This window comes from Aquiflexum lacus, from assembly GCF_015476655.1.
Lineage (GTDB): Bacteria > Bacteroidota > Bacteroidia > Cytophagales > Cyclobacteriaceae > Aquiflexum > Aquiflexum lacus.
In genome coordinates, this window is sequence record NZ_JABFHF010000010.1 from 34,902 (window position 1) to 57,486 (window position 22,585).

14 protein-coding genes and 1 riboswitch are annotated in these 22,585 nt (G+C 37.8%); of the genes, 9 read left to right on the forward strand and 5 right to left on the reverse strand.

The window, feature by feature from the left end:
* Nucleotides 1-65 precede the first annotated feature (65 nt).
* From HMJ38_RS10660 to fmt, 3 genes are all read right to left on the reverse strand, one after another.
* Nucleotides 66-530, reverse strand: coding sequence for an RES family NAD+ phosphorylase (locus tag HMJ38_RS10660; protein ID WP_194974386.1), 465 nt, complete (start codon nucleotides 528-530; stop codon nucleotides 66-68).
* A complete protein-coding gene (gene parS / locus HMJ38_RS10665; RefSeq protein WP_194974387.1) occupies nucleotides 527-949 on the reverse strand; it encodes a type II RES/Xre toxin-antitoxin system antitoxin in 423 nt (140 codons plus the stop codon). Before parS ends, HMJ38_RS10660 begins: the two co-directional genes overlap by 4 nt.
* Nucleotides 950-1,070: 121 nt before the next feature.
* Nucleotides 1,071-1,994, reverse strand: coding sequence for a methionyl-tRNA formyltransferase (gene fmt / locus HMJ38_RS10670; RefSeq protein ID WP_194974388.1), 924 nt, complete (start codon nucleotides 1,992-1,994; stop codon nucleotides 1,071-1,073).
* A 260-nt stretch (nucleotides 1,995-2,254) separates the two neighbouring features.
* Between fmt and HMJ38_RS10675 the strand changes: the two genes are divergently transcribed.
* The 5 genes from HMJ38_RS10675 (at nucleotide 2,255) to HMJ38_RS10695 (ending at nucleotide 8,889) form a co-directional block, all read left to right on the forward strand.
* Nucleotides 2,255-2,620 carry a hypothetical protein gene (locus tag HMJ38_RS10675; protein ID WP_194974389.1) on the forward strand — a complete coding sequence of 122 codons (366 nt, stop codon included), beginning with the start codon at nucleotides 2,255-2,257 and terminating at the stop codon, nucleotides 2,618-2,620.
* 126 nt (nucleotides 2,621-2,746) lie between these two features.
* Entirely contained in the window at nucleotides 2,747-3,898 is a 1,152-nt protein-coding gene (locus tag HMJ38_RS10680) for an efflux RND transporter periplasmic adaptor subunit (protein ID WP_194974390.1), read from the forward strand.
* A 28-nt stretch (nucleotides 3,899-3,926) separates the two neighbouring features.
* A complete protein-coding gene (locus HMJ38_RS10685) occupies nucleotides 3,927-7,073 on the forward strand; it encodes an efflux RND transporter permease subunit (protein ID WP_194974391.1) in 3,147 nt (1,048 codons plus the stop codon).
* 5 nt (nucleotides 7,074-7,078) lie between these two features.
* Nucleotides 7,079-8,533, forward strand: coding sequence for a TolC family protein (locus tag HMJ38_RS10690; RefSeq protein ID WP_194974392.1), 1,455 nt, complete (start codon nucleotides 7,079-7,081; stop codon nucleotides 8,531-8,533).
* A 161-nt stretch (nucleotides 8,534-8,694) separates the two neighbouring features.
* Entirely contained in the window at nucleotides 8,695-8,889 is a 195-nt protein-coding gene (locus HMJ38_RS10695; protein ID WP_194974393.1) for a hypothetical protein, read from the forward strand.
* A gap of 275 nt (nucleotides 8,890-9,164) precedes the next feature.
* On the opposite strand, the gene HMJ38_RS10700 is transcribed toward HMJ38_RS10695, so the two are convergent.
* Nucleotides 9,165-12,110: an alpha/beta hydrolase family protein gene (locus HMJ38_RS10700; RefSeq protein ID WP_194974394.1), complete on the reverse strand. Its 2,946-nt coding sequence runs from the start codon at nucleotides 12,108-12,110 to the stop codon at nucleotides 9,165-9,167.
* Nucleotides 12,111-12,232: 122 nt separating this feature from the next.
* Here HMJ38_RS10700 and HMJ38_RS10705 point away from each other — a divergent pair, with 122 nt between their 5' ends.
* The gene (locus tag HMJ38_RS10705) at nucleotides 12,233-16,561 is read left to right on the forward strand and encodes a PAS domain S-box protein (RefSeq protein WP_194974395.1); all 4,329 of its coding nucleotides are present in this window, start codon (nucleotides 12,233-12,235) and stop codon (nucleotides 16,559-16,561) included.
* A 62-nt stretch (nucleotides 16,562-16,623) separates the two neighbouring features.
* Nucleotides 16,624-17,931, forward strand: coding sequence for a hypothetical protein (locus HMJ38_RS10710; protein WP_194974396.1), 1,308 nt, complete (start codon nucleotides 16,624-16,626; stop codon nucleotides 17,929-17,931).
* On the opposite strand, the gene HMJ38_RS10715 is transcribed toward HMJ38_RS10710, so the two are convergent.
* Nucleotides 17,928-18,485 carry a RidA family protein gene (locus HMJ38_RS10715; protein ID WP_194974397.1) on the reverse strand — a complete coding sequence of 186 codons (558 nt, stop codon included), beginning with the start codon at nucleotides 18,483-18,485 and terminating at the stop codon, nucleotides 17,928-17,930. The two genes, HMJ38_RS10710 and HMJ38_RS10715, sit on opposite strands and share 4 nt — an antisense overlap.
* 187 nt (nucleotides 18,486-18,672) lie before the next feature.
* A riboswitch (SAM riboswitch) is annotated at nucleotides 18,673-18,774 on the forward strand.
* Between the two features lie 64 nt (nucleotides 18,775-18,838).
* Here HMJ38_RS10715 and HMJ38_RS10720 point away from each other — a divergent pair.
* Together HMJ38_RS10720 and metH are read left to right on the forward strand one after the other, a co-directional pair.
* Entirely contained in the window at nucleotides 18,839-19,882 is a 1,044-nt protein-coding gene (locus HMJ38_RS10720) for a homocysteine S-methyltransferase family protein (RefSeq protein WP_194974398.1), read from the forward strand.
* A complete protein-coding gene (gene metH, locus HMJ38_RS10725; protein WP_194974399.1) occupies nucleotides 19,875-22,583 on the forward strand; it encodes a methionine synthase in 2,709 nt (902 codons plus the stop codon). Before HMJ38_RS10720 ends, metH begins: the two co-directional genes overlap by 8 nt.
* Nucleotides 22,584-22,585: the final 2 nt, after the last annotated feature.

The following is a 22,585-nucleotide window of genomic DNA, read 5'->3' on the forward strand; positions in this document are numbered from 1 at the left end:
GGGTTTGGTTAAAGTTACAATTTAAAAAAAATATTGATGAACTTCCTGTTGTAAAGGAGATAGATTCATCCATCTTTTAAAAAAATTCTGGAATCAAACCTGAAAGGAGAAATATTGATCACTCTAATTTTTTGTATTTCATCATGTCTTGGATTGATCAAAAAGTTAAAATCTCCATTCACAACAGCAGAGGGCACCTTGAGTCCCAAAAACCTTTTTTCTTTGATAAAGTCATCACCAATTTGCTGGGTTTGAATGGAGTAGGGAAACAATTCCCAATTATTTTTCAATTCTTGAAAAGGTAAAGAAGTAATTGAATCCTCTGGAAGGTATAACTCTACCATCATCATGTCCTTAGGGATTTTTTGTATGTGTAGGTGGACTGATACTTCAGCCATAGCCAAAGCCCTTGAAGAGGCTATATAAATAATAGGAGTTCCTACGCTATTCCATCTCCCTCCATAAAGTTCTGCCCCTTTTCCACTGAGATCCTCAGCAAACCTACTACTAGACAATCTGAAAATAATCATGCAAAAATACCATGTTGGATTCTGCCTAATTCTTCTTTTACCAGTACAATCCCAAATGAAGTATCTAATAATGACAATGGAGTAACATTACCTAATGGGATACTTTGGTCATGAAGCCATGATTGAAAGGGTCTTTTATCTCCAAATACCTCTTCTCCAAATTTAAAAAGCATAAATAAATCCAAAATCCTCTCTGAATGAATGGATTCAAAGGATTTATTGTCTTTTTTGTACCGCTGAAGCGTACGGTCTGATAAATGGAGTAAGCCTGCCCATTCTTCAATAAAGATTGGACTCCTGTCCAAAAAATACTCAAACTCCTCAAAGGAAATCCCATCCCTGCTTTTGATTATTAACTTCTGGGTTAACCTTGGGGCAGCGGTGTAAGTGGATTCAAAATCATTCAATAGATTGTCCATTTCTGAAAATGATTAGTTGTCAATAAAATTACGACAATTGTCGTGTTTTTCAAAATTAAAATTACAATTTTGTTTTATTCCTTACTCAATTTTTTTTCTCATCAATTGTCTATTTCAAAGCTCAAACTTTATTTCCTCTTAAAAATTCTTCAATTCCCATTCGTTTTTTACCTTCTAATTGTAGTTCAAGGATTTTAAGATTGCCATTGCCTGTTTGAAAAATCAGGTTTGTCTTGCCATCAGAAAGATACTGTCCTGTGTTTAGATTTGTAAGAACCTTATCTGACACCTCCGTTTTGAAGAATTTACATGTCTTCTCTTGGAATTTGGTCCAAGCAGCAGGATATGGAGAAAGCCCTTTTACAAGATTATGGATTTCTTCAGCAGACTTGTTCCAGTCTATTTCACAGGTTTCTTTGTAGATTTTAGGAGCATGTCGGAGATTTCCACTATCTGTTTGGGATTCGGTAGTGACATTACCTAAGGCCACTGCTTCAATGGTTTTCAAAACCAAATTAGCACCCTTTTTCATCAACCGTTCATAAAGAGTGCCCACATTGTCTTCCGGATAGATGGTTTCTTTTTCCTGGAAAATAATACTTCCCGTATCAATTTCGTGTTTGAGAAAAAATGTGGTTACACCTGTTTCGGTTTCTCCGTTGATAATAGCCCAATTGATAGGGGCTGCACCTCGGTAGTTTGGTAAAAGAGATGCGTGCAGGTTAAAAGTTCCAAGTGGAGGCATATTCCAAACGACCTCGGGCAACATTCTAAAAGCTACTACGATCTGTATATCTGCATGGAGTTCTTTAAGTTTCTCTAAAAAATCCGCTGACTTTAGATTGGTAGGCTGAAGGACAGGAATTTGATGTTCTAGTGCTACTTCTTTCACAGGTGAGGGGATCAGTTTTTGTCCTCTCCCTTTTGGTCTGTCAGGTGCGGTTATCACAGCAACCACATTCCAGCCTTCCTTTATCAATATTTTCAATGATGGAACCGCAAAATCCGGAGTTCCCATATATATAATCTTGAGGTCTTTATTCATTGGTCAAAATTACTCTTCTAAAGGTTCTGATCAAATTATACTTCAGTGGAACTGATACCAATTTTATTTCTGGATTTTGATTCAATTTTACCATTCAAAAAATATTAGGAAAAAAGAATATTTCCGAATTTTAAATTTAAGTGTGAAAGATTATGCTTTTCGGAAGGATATTGCCCTTTATCGTTCAAGATGATAATTTTTGACTGGTACAATGGTGTAAAAAAGCAAAGTGATATTCATAAATTTATTAATATTACGACGTGAAAAACAACTATCAATATCGAATGAGTAACGCCCTAAGGTTATTAGCCTTTGTGCTTGCATTATTTTTTGTTGTATTGGCGGTTTTTGATGCTTTTGAAGAAGATGCGGTTGAGTATTGTGGTGAATTTGTCACAGAAGCTGAATTCGATTATGTTGATTTTCCAACTTCTATTTCACGACCTACAGGAAACAGTAAGGTAAACAAATTAGAAAGAATCCCGATTATCAAATTTTTTGATAGAATCAATAATATACTCACGGTGGAGGAAGTCGCTATTGAGACCTCTGATATAATATACCCTGAGATAAATTCCAATTACAATTTTTTAATAGCACGTGCAGTTTTGCCAAATGCTCCTTAGCAGTTGTTTTTATCAACCAATTCCTTTTAAACCTTAAACCCAAATAATCTTTCAGAAAGGTTATTCAATTATCATTATTTATTTAGTATGAAATCAATAGTTTCAAAAAGAAATTTCGGAATTTCAATGGACTCGTTGTGTCTAAAATCCAAATATACCCTGATCATAGCAATAGGAGTAATGATTTCTTCCTGCAGTACCGGAAGCAGCAAGGAACAAAACAAGATTAAATTATTGGATATTCCTGTATTGGAATTACAGTCAAGGAATATAGAAGTGCCAAAAACTTATGTTTGTGATATTCAAGCCGTTCAGTTTGTAGAGGTAAGAGCGAAGGTGGAAGGATATGTAGACAGAATCTTTGTGGATGAAGGGGAAAATGTAAGAAAAGGTCAAACCTTGTTTCAGTTAAGTTCTATGGAATTCAATGAAATGGTAAACTCAGCAAATGCAAGACTTATGCAGGCGAAAGCAGAGTCTAAAGCTGCCAGTTTGGAGGTTGAAAGATTAAAAATCCTTGTTGATAAAAATATAATTTCGTCCTCAGAATTGGAGTTGGCAAATTCTAAGAAAGCAGTGGCGGAATCTGCCATCTTGGAAGCTGAGTCTTCACTGAAAAATGCCAAAACGGGTTTGTCTTATACTACAATCAAAGCCCCATTTGATGGTATTGTAGATAGGATCCCTTACAAAACAGGAAGTTTGGTAACAGCGGGGGATCTATTGACAAATATCACAGATATTTCTGAAATATTCGCCTATTACAGGGTTACTGAAAATGAATACTTAAGATACATGAGAGACAGGTTGGAAGGATCTGAAGAAGGTTTCAACGAGGAAATAACCTTGATCCTTTCAGATGGGGAAGTTTATCCATTTAAAGGAAACTTAGAGACTATGGAAGCTGATTTTGAGAGAGGTACGGGTTCTATTGCATTTAGGGTAAGATTTCCTAATCCTGATCAATTGATTAAACATGGGGCAAGCGGGAAAATTCAGATGACCAATATGTTGGAAGATATTTTTTTAATCCCTCAAAAATCAACCTTTGAAATACAGGAATACAACTATGTTTATTTGCTTGATAAAGACAATAGAGTAAAAGTCAGAAGCTTTAAGCCAATTCAGCGATATGGCGTTTATTATATTGCCGACGGTTTTGAGCCTGGAGACAAGATTATTTTTGAAGGAATTCAACAAGTCAAAGACGGCATTGAGATCACCCCTTCATTAGTATCAGAAAAAGATGCTTATGATACCCTCAGCACATCTATTTGACATCCTTTAAAGCCAAGAGACTACGATAATGTTTGAGATATTTATTAGAAGACCGATACTTTCTACGGTGATTTCGGTATTCATTACCTTGTTGGGATTACTCGCATTGACTACGCTTCCGATCACCCAATTTCCCGAGATTGTTCCCCCTTCCGTAACTGTGACAGCCAAGTATACAGGTGCCAATGCAGAGGTGTTGTCCAAGGCTGTCGCTACGCCTTTGGAAAGGGCCATCAATGGCGTCCCGGGTATGACTTACATGACCTCTGTCAATACCAACGATGGTATGACTTTAATCAATATTGTTTTTGATGTTGGTGTCGATCCCGATCAGGCTGCTGTACAAGTCCAAAATAGAGTAATGACAGTGATTGATGAATTACCAGAAGAAGTGATTCGTGCAGGGGTAATGACTGAAAAAGAGATCAACAGTATGTTACTCTATCTGAATATCATGAGTACAGACACTACTCAGGATGAGAAATTTGTTTACAATTTCACTGATATCAATGTTCTTCAGGAACTCAAAAGAATCAATGGGGTTGGTTTTGTGGAGATTATGGGTTCTAGAGATTATGCCATGCGGGTTTGGCTCAATCCGGATAGATTGGTTGCCTATAACCTATCTCCGCAAGATGTGACAGAAGCTATCCAAAACCAGAATGTGGAAGCAGCTCCGGGCAAATCAGGGATTAGTTCTGATCGAGATCCGCAAGCACTTCAATATGTTTTAAAATATACGGGTAAGTTTAGCGAGGAAGTCGATTTTGAAAACATTACTTTAAAAGCTTTGCCTGATGGTTCATTATTGAAACTCAAGGATGTAGCAGAAATCCAATTTGATTCACAGGATTATAATATGTTTTCTATGACGGATGGAAGACCTTCTGCATCCATAATGGTCAAACAACGTCCAGGTTCAAATGCACGTGAGGTAATCCAAAATATCAAAGAGAAAATGGCAGAATTGGAGGAATCCTCATTCCCGCCGGGTATGACTTACAATGTATCTTATGATGTGTCAAGGTTTTTAGATGCCTCTATTTATGAAGTTGCCAAGACATTGTTGGAGGCATTTCTATTGGTTTCCTTAGTAGTATTTATTTTTCTTCAGGATTTCAGGTCTACGTTGATTCCGGCTATAGCTGTTCCGGTTTCTTTGATAGGCACTTTTGCTTTTATGTCGCTATTTGGATTTTCAATCAATCTGCTAACGCTTTTTGCATTAGTCTTGGCTATAGGAATTGTGGTGGATAATGCAATAGTGGTAGTTGAAGCCGTCCACGTCAAAATGCATATAGAAAAACTAAATGCAATGGATGCCACAATTGCTGCCATGAAAGAAATCGGAGGAGCGATAGTTGCGATTACTTTGGTGATGTCTGCAGTATTTGTACCTGTAAGTTTTCTATCAGGTCCTGTAGGTGTCTTTTATAGACAATTTTCCCTGACCTTGGCCATAGCAATTGTTATTTCTGGAATTAACGCTTTGACACTTTCACCGGCCTTATGTGCATTATTGCTAAAGCCATCTGATGTGGAGCATGATCCAAAGAAAGGATGGTTGCAAAAGTTTTTCTTTGGTTTCAATAAAAAATATGATAGTCTTTCATCAGGTTACGCAGGGGTTCTTGACAGGATTGCCGGACGTAGGGTAGTTACATTTGGTATTTTGATTTTATTCTTTTTCTTGGCCTACGGAGGTATTGCAGTATTGCCAACTGGTTTTATACCCAATGATGACCAAGGAATGATATATGTCAATGTAACCACTCCTCCGGGCGCAACTTTGGAAAGAACAACGGATGTCATGGATCAGGTTCAAGCAAGTCTTTTGCCTTTGGATGAAGTTGAAACAATTTCCACCTTGGCAGGATACAGTTTGCTTTCCGAAACAGCAGGGGCATCTTATGGAATGGGAATGGTAAACCTGGTCGATTGGAGCGATCGGGACAAAAATGTAAACCAATTGATTTCGGAATATCAAGAAAGAACGGCTCATATCAAAGGAGCTGAAATTCAGTTCTTTTCTCCACCGCCAGTGCCTGGTTTTGGAAATGCTTCAGGATTTGAATTGAGGTTACAGGATAAAACAGGTGGCAATTTGGATGTGATGGCTCAAGTCAGTCAGCAATTTGTATCTGAATTAAATAATAGAGAGGAACTCAAGGAGGTCTTTACCAACTTTGAACCGAATTTCCCGCAGTATGTATTGAACGTTGATCATGATAAAGCAGCCAAGTTGGGGGTTTCTGTTAATGATGCCATGGAGACGCTGCAGAGTTATGTTGGAAGTTTTTATTCCAGCAATTTTATCAGATATGGACAGATGTATAAAGTAATGATTCAAGCCTCTCCAGAATATCGGACTTCCCCTGAATCTATACTAAATATGTATGCAAAAAATGACAGAGGTGAGATGGTACCCTATTCCAATTTCATCACCATGGAAAGAGTTTATGGTCCAGAACAATTGACAAGGTACAATATGTTCACCTCAGCTTTGATCAATGGTGATGCTGCTGAAGGATTTTCGAGTGGTGATGCAATTTTGGCCGTAGAAGAAACAGCATTGAAAATCCTACCCAGAGGTTTTGATATTGATTGGTCAGGAATCACGAGGGAGCAGATTGCTTCGGGAAATCAAGCGGTATATGTTTTTATGCTGTGTTTGGTTTTTGTTTACCTATTGCTATCTGCGCAATATGAAAGTTACTTCTTGCCGCTCCCTGTTATTTTATCCTTGCCTGCGGGTATTTTTGGTTCCTTTTTGTTTTTGAAATTGACAGGTTTGGAAAATAATATTTATGCTCAGGTATCCTTAGTAATGTTGATTGGGCTTTTGGGTAAGAATGCCATATTGATAATTGAAATTGCTATTCAAAACCGACAGAAGGGACTTTCCATTCTGCAAAGTGCCATTAACGGTGGAGTGGAAAGGCTCAGGCCAATTTTGATGACATCTTTTGCTTTCATTTGTGGGTTGATTCCGTTGACTATTGCTTCTGGTGCAGGTGCTATTGGAAACAGAACCATAGGTACTGCAGCAGCTGGAGGAATGTTGATTGGTACTATTGTGGGAGTATTCTTGATTCCAGGTCTATACGTGGTTTTTGAAACCATGGCTACCAAATTCAAGCGTAAAGAAATTGAAAAACCAACTGTGACTGCATAAAGGCAATGAAAAAGTATTTTAACACAAAAATTATATTGGTTCTGATATTGGTTTTGCTATTCCTTCAGGGGTGCAAAGTTTCTCAAGTTAACCTCGGAGAAACTGATTTAGAATTACCTGTTGCTTTTGATGCCAATAATGCAGACAGTACAATTTCTGTTGCAACCATGCATTGGGAGGAGTTTTTTGAGGATGAAATCCTTAAAAAACTCATAAGGATCGCATTGGAAAACAATCAGGATAATTTAAAGACACTCGAAAAGATTAGAGTGGCTAGGGCAAATTATAGAGTCGCCAAGGTAGGTTGGATGCCAGAATTAAATGGTCTAGCAGGAGCCTCTACAAGAAGATTTGGAGAATTTACTATGGATGGTGTAGGTAATACCGATTCCAACTTGTCCCCAACAGTTCCAGAAGATAAAAAAATTCCGGATCCTTACAGGGATTTTGTAATCGGTGCGGGTTTCAATTGGGAAATTGATGTGTGGGGAAAATATAAAAACATGAAAAAGGCAGCTTCGGCCCGGTATCTGGCATCGGAAGAAATGGCCAATCACATCAAGACATGGCTTATTGCTGAAGTGGCCTTAGGATACTATAATTTGATTGGGTTGGACGAAGAAATTAGAATTTTGGAAGAAAATATAAAACTCCAAGAGTCTGCTTTAACGCTTTCCAAGGATCTGAAAATATCCGGTAAGGAAAACCAACTTGCCGTAGATCAATTTGAGGCACTTTTACTCAATTCAAAATCTCTTTTTGTCGAAAGGCAAAGAGATCTCAGGTCAGCGGAACTTTTTCTTACTAGTTTATTGGGGGTTTATCAATTGGAACATGAAAGGGTTTCGCTGGATGACGCCCTTGACACTCCTGAGTTGGTCAAAATTGGTTTACCTGCCGCAATGTTGGTTTATAGACCGGATATTAGAATTGCAGAAAGGGAATTAATCGCTTCAAGGGCAGATGTAAACGCAGCAAGAGCATCCTTTTTCCCCAGTATCAATTTATTTGGAATGTCGGGTTTTAATGCTTTTGATTTTGGAAAACTGTTTTTCAATCCTGCCTCTACTGTATATCAATTGGGGGCGGGTCTTTCAGCCCCAATTTTCAACAGAAATCAAATCAAAATGGCTTTTGAGTCATCAAATGCATTTCAACAAATTGCTTGGCTGGAATATGAGCAAACTGTCTTTAAAAGTTATTTGGAGGTTTTAGATCTTGTAAATCAATTTGAAGCCTATCAACTGCAAGTTCAATTAAAATCCTTTGAAGTTGAGGTACAAAAAAGATCTGTCGACAATTCAAACATCATGTTTACTGTGGGATATGCCAATTATCTCGAAGTACTAAACGCGCAAAGTAGAGCGCTCTTTGCTGAGATAGAACTGGTTGAACTCAAGATCGAAAAATTGCAAACCAATGTTAAACTTTATAAAGCATTAGGGGGTGGTTGGATTTAAACTTATTTCCTTTTTTTAGTGACTTAATCAATTGAATTAAAGGGACTTTGATTTGAAATCATTTGAAAAATAAATATTTTGGAATAGACTAAAAAAATTAAAATTGGCATACATTTTATGCATATGTATTTGTCCGGTGAGGACTTAAAAAAATCATCAATATGAAAAAAACCATCCTTGCGATGACATTTGCTACAGCCGCTTTTTTAGCTTCTTGCGGCAACAAAACTTCCGAAGAATCTGAAACTGAAGTTACGCCAGTTGAAGAAATTGCTCCCGAAGTTGAAGAAGTAGAAGAGATTGAAATCGAAATTGATTCGACTTCAGTAGAGGTAGAGGAAACTCCCTCAAATTAAAAAAGCTTAAATTTAAAGGCCTGCCGAAATGCAGGCCTTTTTTAATGAAAAAAGTCTCTGCAAACAGCAGAGACCTTTAATTGTTGGGACTAACCCTTATTTGAACTTAAACACTTCCTAGAGAAACTCTACAAAGTACTCAAATGTACTTAATTAAATTACTTAAAAAAATACCCAATAGAGGGTATTTTTTTATTTTGTTTACTTATTTATTCAATTTAATAGTGATATAGTTAAAAATCATTGAATTTTGAATACAATCATGAATTCTAATTTCAATCAAAAACCCTGTTTTCGAGGTGTTCTTCCAGTTTTAATTTTTCTACGCCGGAGGCTATCCAATCAGGTGCTTTTTCACCCTTCAAGTGGTGGTCAAAAAACTCCATCATTCTGACACTGTAATCTTTTCTATTTTCCAGTTTAGAGAGTCCATGATTTTCTCCTTTGTATTGAACCATAATGACCGGCTTTTTCAATCTTCTCAATGCGTTGTAATATTCTATTCCTTGGGTGAAATCCACTGCCCCGTCTTTATCATTGTGCAACAACAATAAAGGTGTATTTACATTTTTGACATGATAGACGGGAGAGTTTCTTTGGTATGCATCCCAATTTTCCCATGGAGCGCCTCTAAATCGCCCTTGAGACGCCTCAAATATAGACATATTACCGCCACCTGAATTCCAGTAGATCAAGTCATACATTGATATCATATTAGTTAGAGGGGCGCCCGCAGCTGCAGCTTTGAACATGTCCGTCTGCGTAATCAGGAAAGAAGTTTGATAGCCGCCCCATGAATGTCCATGAAGCCCCATGCTTTTTGGGTCGATAACACCTGATTTAATGGCTTCCTTTACAGCAGGAATGACACACCATACAGCAGACATGCCAGGGTCATCTAATTGGTAAACTATATCAGGAATCAATACCGCATATCCATTGCTCGTGTAGACATTTGGATTCCATCCTGTTCCGCTGAATCCAGGGTTTGAATAATTGTGTAATGTTTGGGACAACTTTTCATAATAATATACAATGGTGGGATACGCTTTTCCCGCCTCATAATTGGAAGGAAGAAACAAAGCTGCCTGTAAAGAATCCCCTTTATCTGAAATATAATCCACTAATCTGACACCTGATGACCAATCATATTTTGAGGCATCAGGCGCGTTTTCGGTTACCTTAATCGGGTTACTGAGGGTCGCGTCTGTTAAGAAAAAATCAGTAGGGTCATTGAATTTCTCTTTGCTGAACAAATATACCGCTGCATTTTTTGCTTTAACCAGCCTATTGATATTGGCATCCTCCCAAATCAGAGATTCTGTTCCTGCAGCCAATCCTGATTTAGATGGCTGAATTTTGACAATCCCGCTTTTTTTGGATTTTTCTCCATATTTTCGAATAAAAATTGCCTTACTCAGATCGATTCCTTTTTCATCTTGATCGAGTACAAACCTATATTGGTATCTTATTTTATCAGATTTGCCATTCATAGTTAGATTTTGCGGGCTTCCTTTCCCTTCTACAGGAACCTGCCAAATATCCCATGCATCTCTCAGCAAGACAAATTTGCTGTCGCTACTCCAGCCCAATGGAGTAACCATCGGTTTTTCAACATTATGGTCATCCTCCACATTGACAAATGTGGTATTGATATTTGAGGTAATATTTTTTGAGGTATTTGAGGCTAAGTTATATACATAGAAGTCTCCATTTTCTGCATAAAGCAGTTTTGTTCCATCAGTTGAGGGTCTTGGCATTGAAGAAAAAGATGGGAGATAAAATTTCTTGAAAAGCAATTTCCGTTCACCTGTCTGAAGGTTTACCGAGTAGATGTCTCTGTAATTTTGTCCATCCAGATTTATATCCAATTCATATTCTTGAATATCATAACCTAAAGCAAATTTTTCTTTTGGTAATAGGTCTAGTTGTTTTAAACTACTATCCTGAAGGGTAATGAATTTACCGTTTCTGGTATCATACATGGACCAAATGCTGTAATTCTTGTCTTGATTTTCCAGTATTTGTTGCCTTGATTGTAACCTGCTATCCTGCCAATGCCAGATTGTCAAATCAGGTTTTACTTGGTCTTTGCTTCCATTTGAAGTTTTCGATTTGGTACTGTCAATTTTTGCTATCGCTTTTTGAAGGTCTGCCAAAGATTTGATCGTCGAATCGGATTTGATGCGTTGGAGATTTACTTGTTCCAATGAATCCTTATTGACCACTTGTTCAGGGCCCTTCTGTTCCGGTTTTTTTTCAGCGATAAGCGGATGGATCCCGAAAAATAACCTTGTCAAATCCTCAGACCACATGGGTTTGCGATTTGGACTGATGGTATAGGATTTAGGGAAATTAATGGAATCATTTTTAGGATTATATTGTGTCAGTTGCGGATTTGAAAGATTTTTGACACCTAAAATTTGGCCATGATCCTGTTTGTATTCTTTGTCTTTTATCATTTTCAGTAAGGTAAAAGCATCCCCTTTTTCTGTCCAATTGATGGATTTATAGGTAGCCTTATCACTTTCAAGGATTTCTGTTTTGCCTGAACTCAAATGCAATAGAACGACAGCATTACCTGATTGATTGGCGGCATCTATGGTGTATGCGAGATATTCTCCACTTTTATTAAATGAATATTCTAAGACATTGCCAATATTTTGCTTTTTTCCTGAAGCAAGATGCACCAATAGTAGGTCAGATCCTTTACTGTCCCCATTAGATCCTTCCTTGTTTAAATTAACTGCCAAATGAGTGGCGTTTTTGCCGTTAAAAGCAAAGTTGGAAACATTTTCAACTTCTGATTTTTTGAAATCATTATTTAGGTCTAGCAAAATAAGTTTATCCTTCAAGTCTTTGCTTCCATTTTTGGATTTAGTTTTTTTGACAGATTCCTTTGGATATTCTTTGAACGCAAGCCATCTGCTGTCTTCTGAAAATGAAATACTTGGAAAAGTAGTTGAACCGATAAAGAATGATTTTTTTGATTCCGGTTCAGCTGCCTTTTGAATAAACACTTCGCTATCGCCTTCAACAGGCATCATTGCATAAACCAACCATTTTCCATCAGCAGATAGTTTTGTGCTGTTTGTATTTATTGATTTCCATTCTGGGATTTCTTGCCAGGTAATGGGCTTCACTTTTTCTTTATCAGATTGGCCTACGACTATATGAGTGGCGAGTAAAAGAAAAACCAGATAAAATTTAAATTTAACCATGATCATTATTTTTGTTCTTAATTTGATTATTATTCATTTTGATTAATGGTATATTGTCCAAAATTATCACCCAATATAGAAGATGCTGGAATAAATTGCATCATTGTTTTTAACTACTGGTTATGAGTAGCGAAGAGAATTTTAATTTGACCGCCTTTTTTGATCATTTGAAAGATCCTGTTTTGGTCCTGACCAAACAGGGTATAGACTTTATGAATCAGTATTTAGAGGTCAATTTCATAAAGATACCCACACATTGGAAAGAAATTATCAGAGAGAATCAATCCCATAAAACGTTGGAAGCGTATTTTAAAATTGGGTCTCTGCCAAAAACAGAAATTTACTCTGAACTCGAACACGTCAATGGAGGAAAAGTTAAGTACCAATGGAATTTTGTTGCCTTTCCCAATGATAAAGAAAAATTAATCTGTGTTGGAAAGATTAATAAGTTTGTACCCTTTCTAGAAACACTGTCAAAGAGTAATATTAGCAGAGATCTGCCTATAAAGAGACTTCGTGACTTTCATTTGGTTGATAGTATACTTCAACACAGTCATGATATGTTGGCCATTCTAGGGAAAGATGGGGACTTTAAATTCATAAGCTCAGCAATTATTGAAAAACTGGGGATTAGGCCAAGTGAAGTCATTGGTAAAACCTTCCATCATTTCATTGAGAAAGGTGTAATTATAATTGAAAATGGAGACCTTGAAAAGGTATTTAAAACCAAGAGAAAGGTTAAACTTGGATTTTGGATCAATCTTCCCAATCAAGAAAGAATACTAATTGAAAGCCATTGTAAGAATCTTTTAAATGATCCTTTGATTGAGGGTGTCCTTTTTAGTGCCCATGACAATACCGAGTATTATCGCGCAAAAAAATCGCTACAAAAAAAATATGAACTTGAAAACTTGATCAACAGGATTTCAGCAAAGTTTGTAAATGCCGATTTTGATGAGATTGATAATGTTTTTAGGTTATCTCTCAAAATGCTTGGTGAATTTGAAAAGGCAGATCGAGCTTATATATTTCTTGTACATGAGGATGTTCACGAGATTGAGAATGTTTATGAATGGTCCGGTAAAGGTATTGACTCTCAAATTCAACAATTAAAAAACATTCCATACAAAGAAGACGATCTTACCATCGAAAGTCTCTCAAAAGGTGATATTTTGGTTGTGCCTGATGTGGATCTCATGTCGAAAAAATTTGATCGGGAGAGGGAAGTATATCAGCAACAGGGTATAAAATCATTTGTTTTAATTCCGATTTTTTCTGAAAACAAGTTGTTTGGTTTTTTTGGTCTTGATGCAGTTCGTGAAAGAAGGGCTTGGCATGAAAAGGATGAATATGTTCTCCGACAACTTGGGGATGTTTATGCAGGTAGTTTTATCAACCGAGCCATTAAAAGAAGCTTAGATAGAAATAAAAGGTTACTGGCTTCAACTGAGATTTTAGCTAAATCAGGTTCTTGGAGATTTAGTAATTCCAAAAAAAGAATTTATTTTTCAAATGGTCTAAAACGGATTTTTGAAATTGAGAATGAAGTGGATTCTGCTAGTTTTTCACAGTTTATCGGAAAGATTTCCAATAAGGACAGGGTTGAGTTTTTGCAAAACTTACGTGTAGCCATTGAGGGTATAAGTTCAACAACAGGTGCTTTTTCTATTATTTCCACTGAGGGTAAGGATAAGTACATCAATTATAGTATTCAGGTAAGGAAGTCTACTGAAAGTGATGAAGTTGAAGTATTTGGCTATTGTACTGATATAACCCACAAAAGGGACGCTGAAAATTATCTCAAGCTTCAGTCGCAAATTCTAGCCCAAGTCAACGATCCTATTTTTGTAACAGATAATACCTTTAATATTATCTATATTAACAAAGCAGGTCTCAAAGAATGTGATATCAAGGATGATGAGAAATTCGAAGGGAAAATTACCGACTTGTTCGAATTCCTAATGCCAGGTGGCAAAGGAATTGAAGAATCCCTAAAATTGCTTGGGCCTGAAGAAAGCTTCAGAAAACAGATGGAATTGAGGTCGCGATGGGGTGAAGTGGAGCTCCACGAGGTTTCTGTCCAATATTTCCTGAATGATGAACATGAAAAAATAGGATATTCTTTTATCATCAGAAATCTTACCATTCAAGTGAGACAGGAAGCGATGGCCAGAAAGGCTCAAATGATTGTAGAAAACAGTCCCGCTGTATTGTTCACTGTTGATCCAAATGAAAATTTCAGGATACTTTACATTTCTGATAATATCCGGCAGTTTGGATATAATTCGACCAAACTGATAGAGTCAAGATCAAGTTTTCTGGAATTAGTCCACCCAGATGATATAGAGAGGTTGTTACATTTTCATAATTCCAAAAAGTCGGAAGAAGGAATACCCGCTTATTCAGGAGAATATCGCATAAGAAAATCGGATGGAACGGTTAGATGGGTCGAAGATAGAACAAGGGAGGTATATGACTCCGAAGGAAAAATATTGACTCATGAAGGAATAATCCAAGATATTACAGAAAGGAAAAAAAACAGGGAAGAAATCCTTAAAAGCCAGGAAAGATACAGGGTGTTGGCTTCAAATATACCGGGCACAAGTATTTTCCTTATCGATAGGGATTTAAGGTATATCGTTGCCCAGGGAACAAACTTTGTAGATTGGGGAATGACATCCAAAGATTTTGAAGGGAAAACCTTGTCTGAAGTTCACACAAAAAATTTGAATGAAATTCAGCCTGTGGTTACCCGGGCTTTACTGAAAAATGAAATTGTTCAAAAACACATCATATTCAGAAAACGTGTTTATGAGATCACAGTCAGGCCCATCATTTACGGTGGAGAGGTAGAGTATGCCCTTGGTATTTTGAGAGATATCAACGAGGAGCATCAGGCTAAAGAGGACCTGAAAAAGAATGAGGAGAAATACAGAAGGTTGGTGGAAGAATCCACGGAAATCATTTTTTCTTTGGGGCCGGATATGACCATGACGTATATATCTCCCAATGTAAAGCAGTTTTTGGGCTATGCATCAGATAAGGTAATAGGAAAGAAACTGACAGAATTTCTCCACCAAGATGATTTGGTGGCTTTTTCTGAAAAAAGTCTGAACGAACCCGATTTCTTCCAAAAAACACAATACCATGAATTCAAACTTAAACATATTGATGGGTCATACAAGATCTTTAGTTCAAATGGTAAACTTGTATCTGATGAAGAGGGGAATCTGATTTACTATACAGGCATAGCAAGGGATATTACCAAATTGAAGGAGGCGCAAAAAGAATTATTTCTGGCCAAAGAAAAAGCCGAACAGGCATCCAATATCAAATCCCAGTTTTTATCCATCATGAGTCACGAAATCAGGACGCCGATGAATGCTGTGATTGGAATGGCCCATTTGCTGATAGAGGATAAGCCACGACCGGATCAATTGGAAAATCTTAGGACGCTTCAGTTTTCTGCAGAAAACTTATTGGGATTGATCAATGATATCTTAGACTATAGTAAAATTGATTCAGGTAAGGTTGAATTGGAAAAGGTAAGTTTTGAACTCAATAATGTATTCAACAGAATATTACATTCTTATTCGTATCAGGCCAGAGAAAAGTCACTTGATATTTTGTTTGAGGCAGACCCAAGTTTGCCAAAAAATCTGATAGGAGACCCTGTTAGATTGGGTCAGATTGTCAATAACCTTGTTTCGAATGCCGTTAAATTTACGGAACAGGGAAGCGTGAAAATCAGACTTACCAAAGAAAAAGAAGATGATGATTTTATCTCAATTAGATTTGATTTTGAGGATACCGGTATAGGAATTCCTCAAGAAAAACTTGATCAGGTTTTTGAAGCTTTTACGCAAGCCAGTGCTGCCACTACGCGAAAATATGGAGGAACAGGACTTGGATTGGCCATAGTCAAAAGACTTGTGGAGCTGTTTGGATCAAAAATTAAAGCGCAAAACAGGCCAGATGGAGGCACAAAGTTTACTTTCACCATCATTTTTGAAAAGGCCAAGTCAAGCGATGTCTTATCACCAAAAGGCAATACAGATGGATATAAAACCCTTCAAAATACCAGTGTTTTAGTTGCTGAAGATAATCTTGTCAATCAGATCATGATCAAAAAGTTCCTCAATAAATGGGGAGTTGGCCAGGTAGTCATTGCAAATGATGGAAATGAAGCCATCAGTGCTTTTGAAAAACAAGATTTCAATCTCATATTATTGGATTTGCAAATGCCGGAAAAAGATGGCTTTCAGGTAGCGGAATTTGTTAGGTCTTTCCCAGATCCAAAAAAGAAAAATATTCCCATCATCGCTCTTACGGCATCATCATTGATTGAAGTAAAAGAACAACTTGAAAAAGTGGGAATGAATGATTATATACCAAAGCCATTCAATCCGGATAATCTTTATACTAAAATTCTTAAAATCCTAGAGTCATAATTTTGATGAAACTTAGGTTCAATTACGCTTTTAATAATAAATTTGGGGGCAAACTGAAATACATGAGATCGTTTCTCCTAATAATATTTTCTCTTTCCACTTTTATTCCATTACATGGTCAGTCCGAAAAGTCAAACAGGACCACGGTGTATTCTACTTTTGGTAGAACAGGTGCAAACCTGAGGGAGTTTAATCAAATGCTTGAAAATAAGGGGCTTACTCCGATGAGAAACAGTTATTCTAATTTGAGTTTTGGTTATCTGTCCCGGTTTAATGATTTTGTCCTCGGTATTGAATTATTTCATAACAAGGGACTCAAATCAGAATTCAATAATTATGAAATTGATTATCAGACTACCAGGTTCTATATAAATGTGGGATTTGCATTTACAGAGGAAGGTAATTTCCAGTTAATTCATTACATGTCATTTGGATCGGGTTTTGTCAATTTTCAGATGTTAAGGGAAAATGAGGTCAATTCCTTAAATGGATTTTTACAGAATCCCGAACATGGCTTTATTCTTAGAGAGGGCGATTTGCACAAAGGTACACTTAACATGTCCGGATTTCTTACAGAAATTGGGTTTCAGATGAGCTATGACCTTCCAATTCCGGGTAGAGAAGAAGCTTTTGAGGTTTTGGCAAGATTTGGATATTCATTCAGTCCATTTGAGGATTCTTGGAAAATGAACGATATCAGCTTTAGAAATATTCAAAGTGGAGCGTTTTTCAGACTCGGTGTTGGAATATCTCTTCCTGATCACAATTATTTCTATAAAGACGCTTCCCTTGGGGCACACCTGATTTATGGAATGCACTTTACCCGGCCTGATGGGTTTAACAAGAAGTTGGAAGAAAATGGACTACAGTCTTTTTCAGGCAGGCCAAATAATTGGGGTTTAAAAGTCCTAGGGGAATCCAAGGGGTTTTTATATGGTTTTGATTTTTATAATTTAGGCTTATCCGGGCAGGCCAATGAATCAAAAAGCCATACATTGAATAGTTTGCGTCTCTATGCCAATTTGGGTATGAAATTTTTTGAAAGAAGGAACCTTGAACTAGGCGGATTAGGAGGTCTGGGTTTTGCAAATATCAGATATAGCCTATTGTCAAATGAAAAACCCGATTTCCCAAGACTATTTGAAGAACCACTTCATGATGGATACCTCAGAAATGCAGGCCTAATGGCCAAACCGGAGATTTATCTTTCGTATGGAATTCCCATTTCCAGTATAAGCTCATCTAAGATTATTTTGGGTTTGCACGGAGGTTATGAACTTCCCCTTTCCAATTATAAATTAGAGGATTTCTCCATGTACCAATATATGGCTAATCCTTATCTTCAATTCAGTGTAGGAATCAGGCCTTAATCTTCTATTTCAACAATCAGTTCAACCTCAACGGCGATATTAGATGGTAATGCGTTCATTCCAACAGCTGAACGAGCATGTTTTCCTTTTTCCCCAAAAACTTCAACCATAAGGTCAGAAAAACCATTGATGACTTGGGGCTGTTCTGTGAACTCTGGGCCGCAGTTTACCATACCCAAAACTTTCACCACCCTTTTCACCTTATTGAGGTCTCCCAATTCAGCTTTCAAGACCGCCAATTGACTGATGGCAACTAACCTTGCGGCTTCCCTACCTTCTTCAATGGTCAGGTCTTGACCTACTTTTCCGGAAACATACCCACCTTCAGGAAGGTCGGGCCCTTTACCGGATAAAAACAACAGATTCCCCGTTCTTACTGCATTCACATAGTTTGCCACAGGGGAACTCGGCTGAGGAAGATTTATTCCAAGCTCAATAATTCTAGTCTCGGCATCCCAAGTATCAGCTACCGGTGTTTCAATGCTTTGATCGTTTGATGGTTGTCCACAGGATATTAATACCAATAGAAAGGGAAAGTAGAGTAAGTGTTTCATGAATGTCGAGAATTTAATGATTTTGAATGAATTCATAAATTAAGCGTTCAATTTGGTAAATCAAATAGAAGTGATTGTGTTTAGTAGAAATAGTAATCATAAAAGTAGTCATTTGAAATTTGACTGCTTTAGCTAAGAAATACAAAAAAAGTTGACAAAATTGAAGAATTGGGTTTACCTTTGATATTGCTTATCGAGAAAGACCGAGGGAAGGGCCCTGAGACGTCTTAGCAACCTGAATATACAAGGTGCTAATTCCCATTCCGTAAATGACGGAAGAAGATGAGCGGAGGTTAAAATTCTTTTTTCATCCGGTTCTTGCTCGCATAAGCTTTTATTATTCAAACATCATTATGAATAGAAGCGAGCTTTTAATTTCTCAAGCAAATAAAAAAATCCTTATTCTTGACGGTGCCATGGGTACCATGATTCAGCGATACACATTGACTGAAGCGGATTTTAGAACACCTGAATTGGCACAGCATCCCAAACCCTTGAAAGGTAATAATGATTTATTATCCCTTTCAAGGCCTGATATTATCAGAGCAATCCATGCTGCTTATTTAGGAGTGGGTGCCGACATTATTGAGACTAATACTTTTAGTGGTACTTCCATCGCACAGGAAGACTATGGGTTGTCTGATCTTGCTTATGAAATAAATTTCCAGTCTGCAAAAATAGCCAGAGAAGTTGCTGATGAATTTACTGCCAAAAACAATGGTCAGCCTAGATTTGTAGCAGGAGCTCTTGGACCCACAAACAGAACAGCCTCAATTTCTCCTGATGTCAATGACCCCGGATACAGGGCCATCACCTTTGATCAGCTTGCAGAAGCTTATAAAGAACAAGTTAAGGGATTGTTAGATGGAGGGTCTGATATTTTATTGGTTGAAACAATTTTTGATACCCTTAATGCCAAGGCTGCTTTATTTGCCATACAGGAAGTCTTTGAAGAAAGAAACATTCCTTTGAATCCAGAAGAAGGGGGAATTCCCATTATGATTTCAGGTACCATAACGGATGCTTCGGGAAGGACATTGTCAGGGCAGACTACGGAAGCCTTTTTGATTTCCATATCTCATGTACCTTTATTCAGTGTAGGGTTGAACTGTGCTTTAGGTGCAAAAGAATTAAGGCCCTATTTGAAAGTTTTGGCTGACAATGCCCCTTTTCTTGTCAGCGCTTATCCCAATGCAGGTCTTCCGAATGAATTTGGACAATATGATCAGGGAGCATCCGAAATGGCCGGACAGGTTGAAGAATTTCTAAAAGATGGTTTGATCAATATCTTGGGGGGCTGTTGTGGAACTACGCCAGAACATATAGCAGCAATCGCCAAAACAGCGGAAAAATATACACCAAGAAAACTTGAATTTGTAACAGCAGGAGATGAGTAAAATCCAAAAACATAACGTATTGAAGCTTTCAGGTTTGGAACCTTTGGTGTTTACGCCTGAAATCAACTTTGTCAATATAGGTGAAAGAACCAATGTCACCGGATCCAAGAAATTTGCGCGTTTGATTCTCAATGGGCAATATGATGAAGCATTAGAAGTTGCATTGGATCAAGTGAGGGGCGGTGCCCAAATATTGGATGTGTGTATGGATGAAGGGATGTTGGATGGTGCAGCCGCCATGAAAAAATACTTGAATCTTATAGCCTCTGAACCGGAAATCAGCCGGATTCCTATTATGATTGACAGTTCGAGATGGGAGATCATTTTGGAAGGGCTGAAATGCGTTCAGGGTAAAGGAATAGTCAATTCGATTAGCTTGAAAAACGGTGATAAAGAATTTATTCATCAGGCAAAGACCATCAAGAAATTCGGAGCTGCAGTGGTGGTAATGGCATTTGATGAAGCAGGTCAGGCAGATACCTATCAGCGGAGAATTGATATTTGTAAGAGGAGTTACGATACGCTTGTCAACGAAGTCAGGTTCAATCCTCAGGATATTATTTTTGATCCTAATATTTTTCCTGTAGCTACCGGAATGGATGAACACAGGAAAAATGCGATTGACTTTTTTCACGCAACACAATGGATCAAACAAAACCTACCCGGTGCCAAGGTCAGTGGAGGAGTGAGCAATGTCAGTTTTTCTTTTAGGGGCAATGATCCGGTGAGGGAAGCGATGCATGCTGCTTTTCTCTACCATGCCATCCGTCATGGAATGGATATGGGTATTGTCAACCCTTCCATGTTGGAAGTGTATGACGATATACCTAAAGACCTCTTGCAAAAAGCCGAAGATGTCCTTTTTGACAGAAACGAGGATGCGACCGAAGCATTGTTGACATTTGCTGAAACTGTCAAAGCATCCGGCAAAAAGGAAGTGGCAAGTGAAGAATGGCGAAATGATCCGATAGAAAAACGCATTGAACATGCATTGGTCAAAGGTATCATAGACTTTGTCATTGAAGATACTGAAGAGGCAAGAATTGCTTATAAAAGTCCCTTAAAAGTAATCGAAGGTCCTTTGATGGATGGGATGAATGTAGTGGGGGATTTATTCGGAGAAGGCAAAATGTTTTTGCCACAGGTAGTCAAATCCGCCAGGGTAATGAAAAAAGCCGTTGCATACCTTGAACCCTTTATGCCAAAGCTTGGAGATTTGGATTATAATGCCGAGCAAAGCAGTATCAAAAAAATTCTTTTGGCCACAGTCAAAGGGGATGTACATGATATCGGTAAAAATATTGTGGGTGTTGTTCTGGCTTGCAACAGTTATCAGATCATAGATTTGGGAGTTATGGTCGATGCCCAAAAGATCATCGATGAAGCCATTAAAAATCAAGTCGATATCATAGGGCTAAGCGGATTGATTACGCCTTCCTTGGATGAGATGGTGTATGTGGCTTCTGAATTGGAACGGCAAGGTTTGGATATTCCATTGTTGATCGGTGGAGCGACTACCTCAAGAATCCATACAGCTGTGAAAATAGACCCGGTTTATAGTGGAATAGTAGTACATGTCACCGACGCTTCCAAGTCTGTACCTATTGCAGGAGAGGCAATCAGCGAGGAAACAAAGTCTGAATACAAGATCAAACTCAAAGAAACTTACCGACAACTCAGAATAGAACATGAGGCAAAGCAAATGGTCAAGCAAATGGCCACTTTGGAAGAAGCCAAAGCCAACCCGGTTTTCATAGATTGGGAAAACTATGAACCATTGGTTCCTAAAAAACTTGGCGAAAAGGTATGGGAAGAATTGGACTTATCCATACTCAGGGATTATATAGATTGGACGCCGTTTTTCAGTACTTGGATGCTTTCCGGTAAATATCCCAAGATCCTGGAAGATCCTGTTGTGGGAAATGAGGCTAAGAAATTATTCGCAGATGCTAATAGCATGTTGGATGAAATGATTGCTGAAAAATGGATATCTGCAAGGGCTGTTGTCAGCTTATTCCAAGTGAAAAAGAATGGTGATGATGTAACCATATTGAAAAATGAATCGGAAACTCCTTTTAGATTCCATTTTCTTCGTCAGCAAGGTAAAAAAGGAAAAGGAGTGCCAAATCGTTCTCTTGCAGATTATATCCATCCGGATAAGATTGATTATATGGGCGGATTTGCTGTCACAGCAGGATGGGGGATTGAAGCTAAATTGGCCCAATTTCAGGAAACGCATGATGATTACCATGATATCCTATTGAAAGCGTTGGCAGATAGATTGGCGGAGGCAGGCGCTGAATATCTGCATGAGGTGGTAAGAAAAGATCTTTGGGGATATTCCAATAATGAAAGCCTTAGCAATGACTCTTTGATCAGGGAAGAATATTTGGGAATCCGTCCTGCACCGGGTTACCCTGCTTGTCCCGAGCATTCGGAAAAAAGAATTCTTTTTGACTTGCTTGAGGTAGAAAGGAAAACCGGAATTACTTTAACTGACAGTTATGCCATGTACCCCACTTCTTCGGTGAGTGGATTTTATTTTGGACATCCCGAAAGTAAGTATTTTGGATTGGGTAAAATAGGGGAGGATCAGGTAGAAGATTATGCCAAAAGAAAAGGTGTGAGCAAAGCTCAGGCAGAAAAGTGGTTGTCACCAAATTTAGGATATTCACCCTCATTACAAATACAGGAAAAATAACA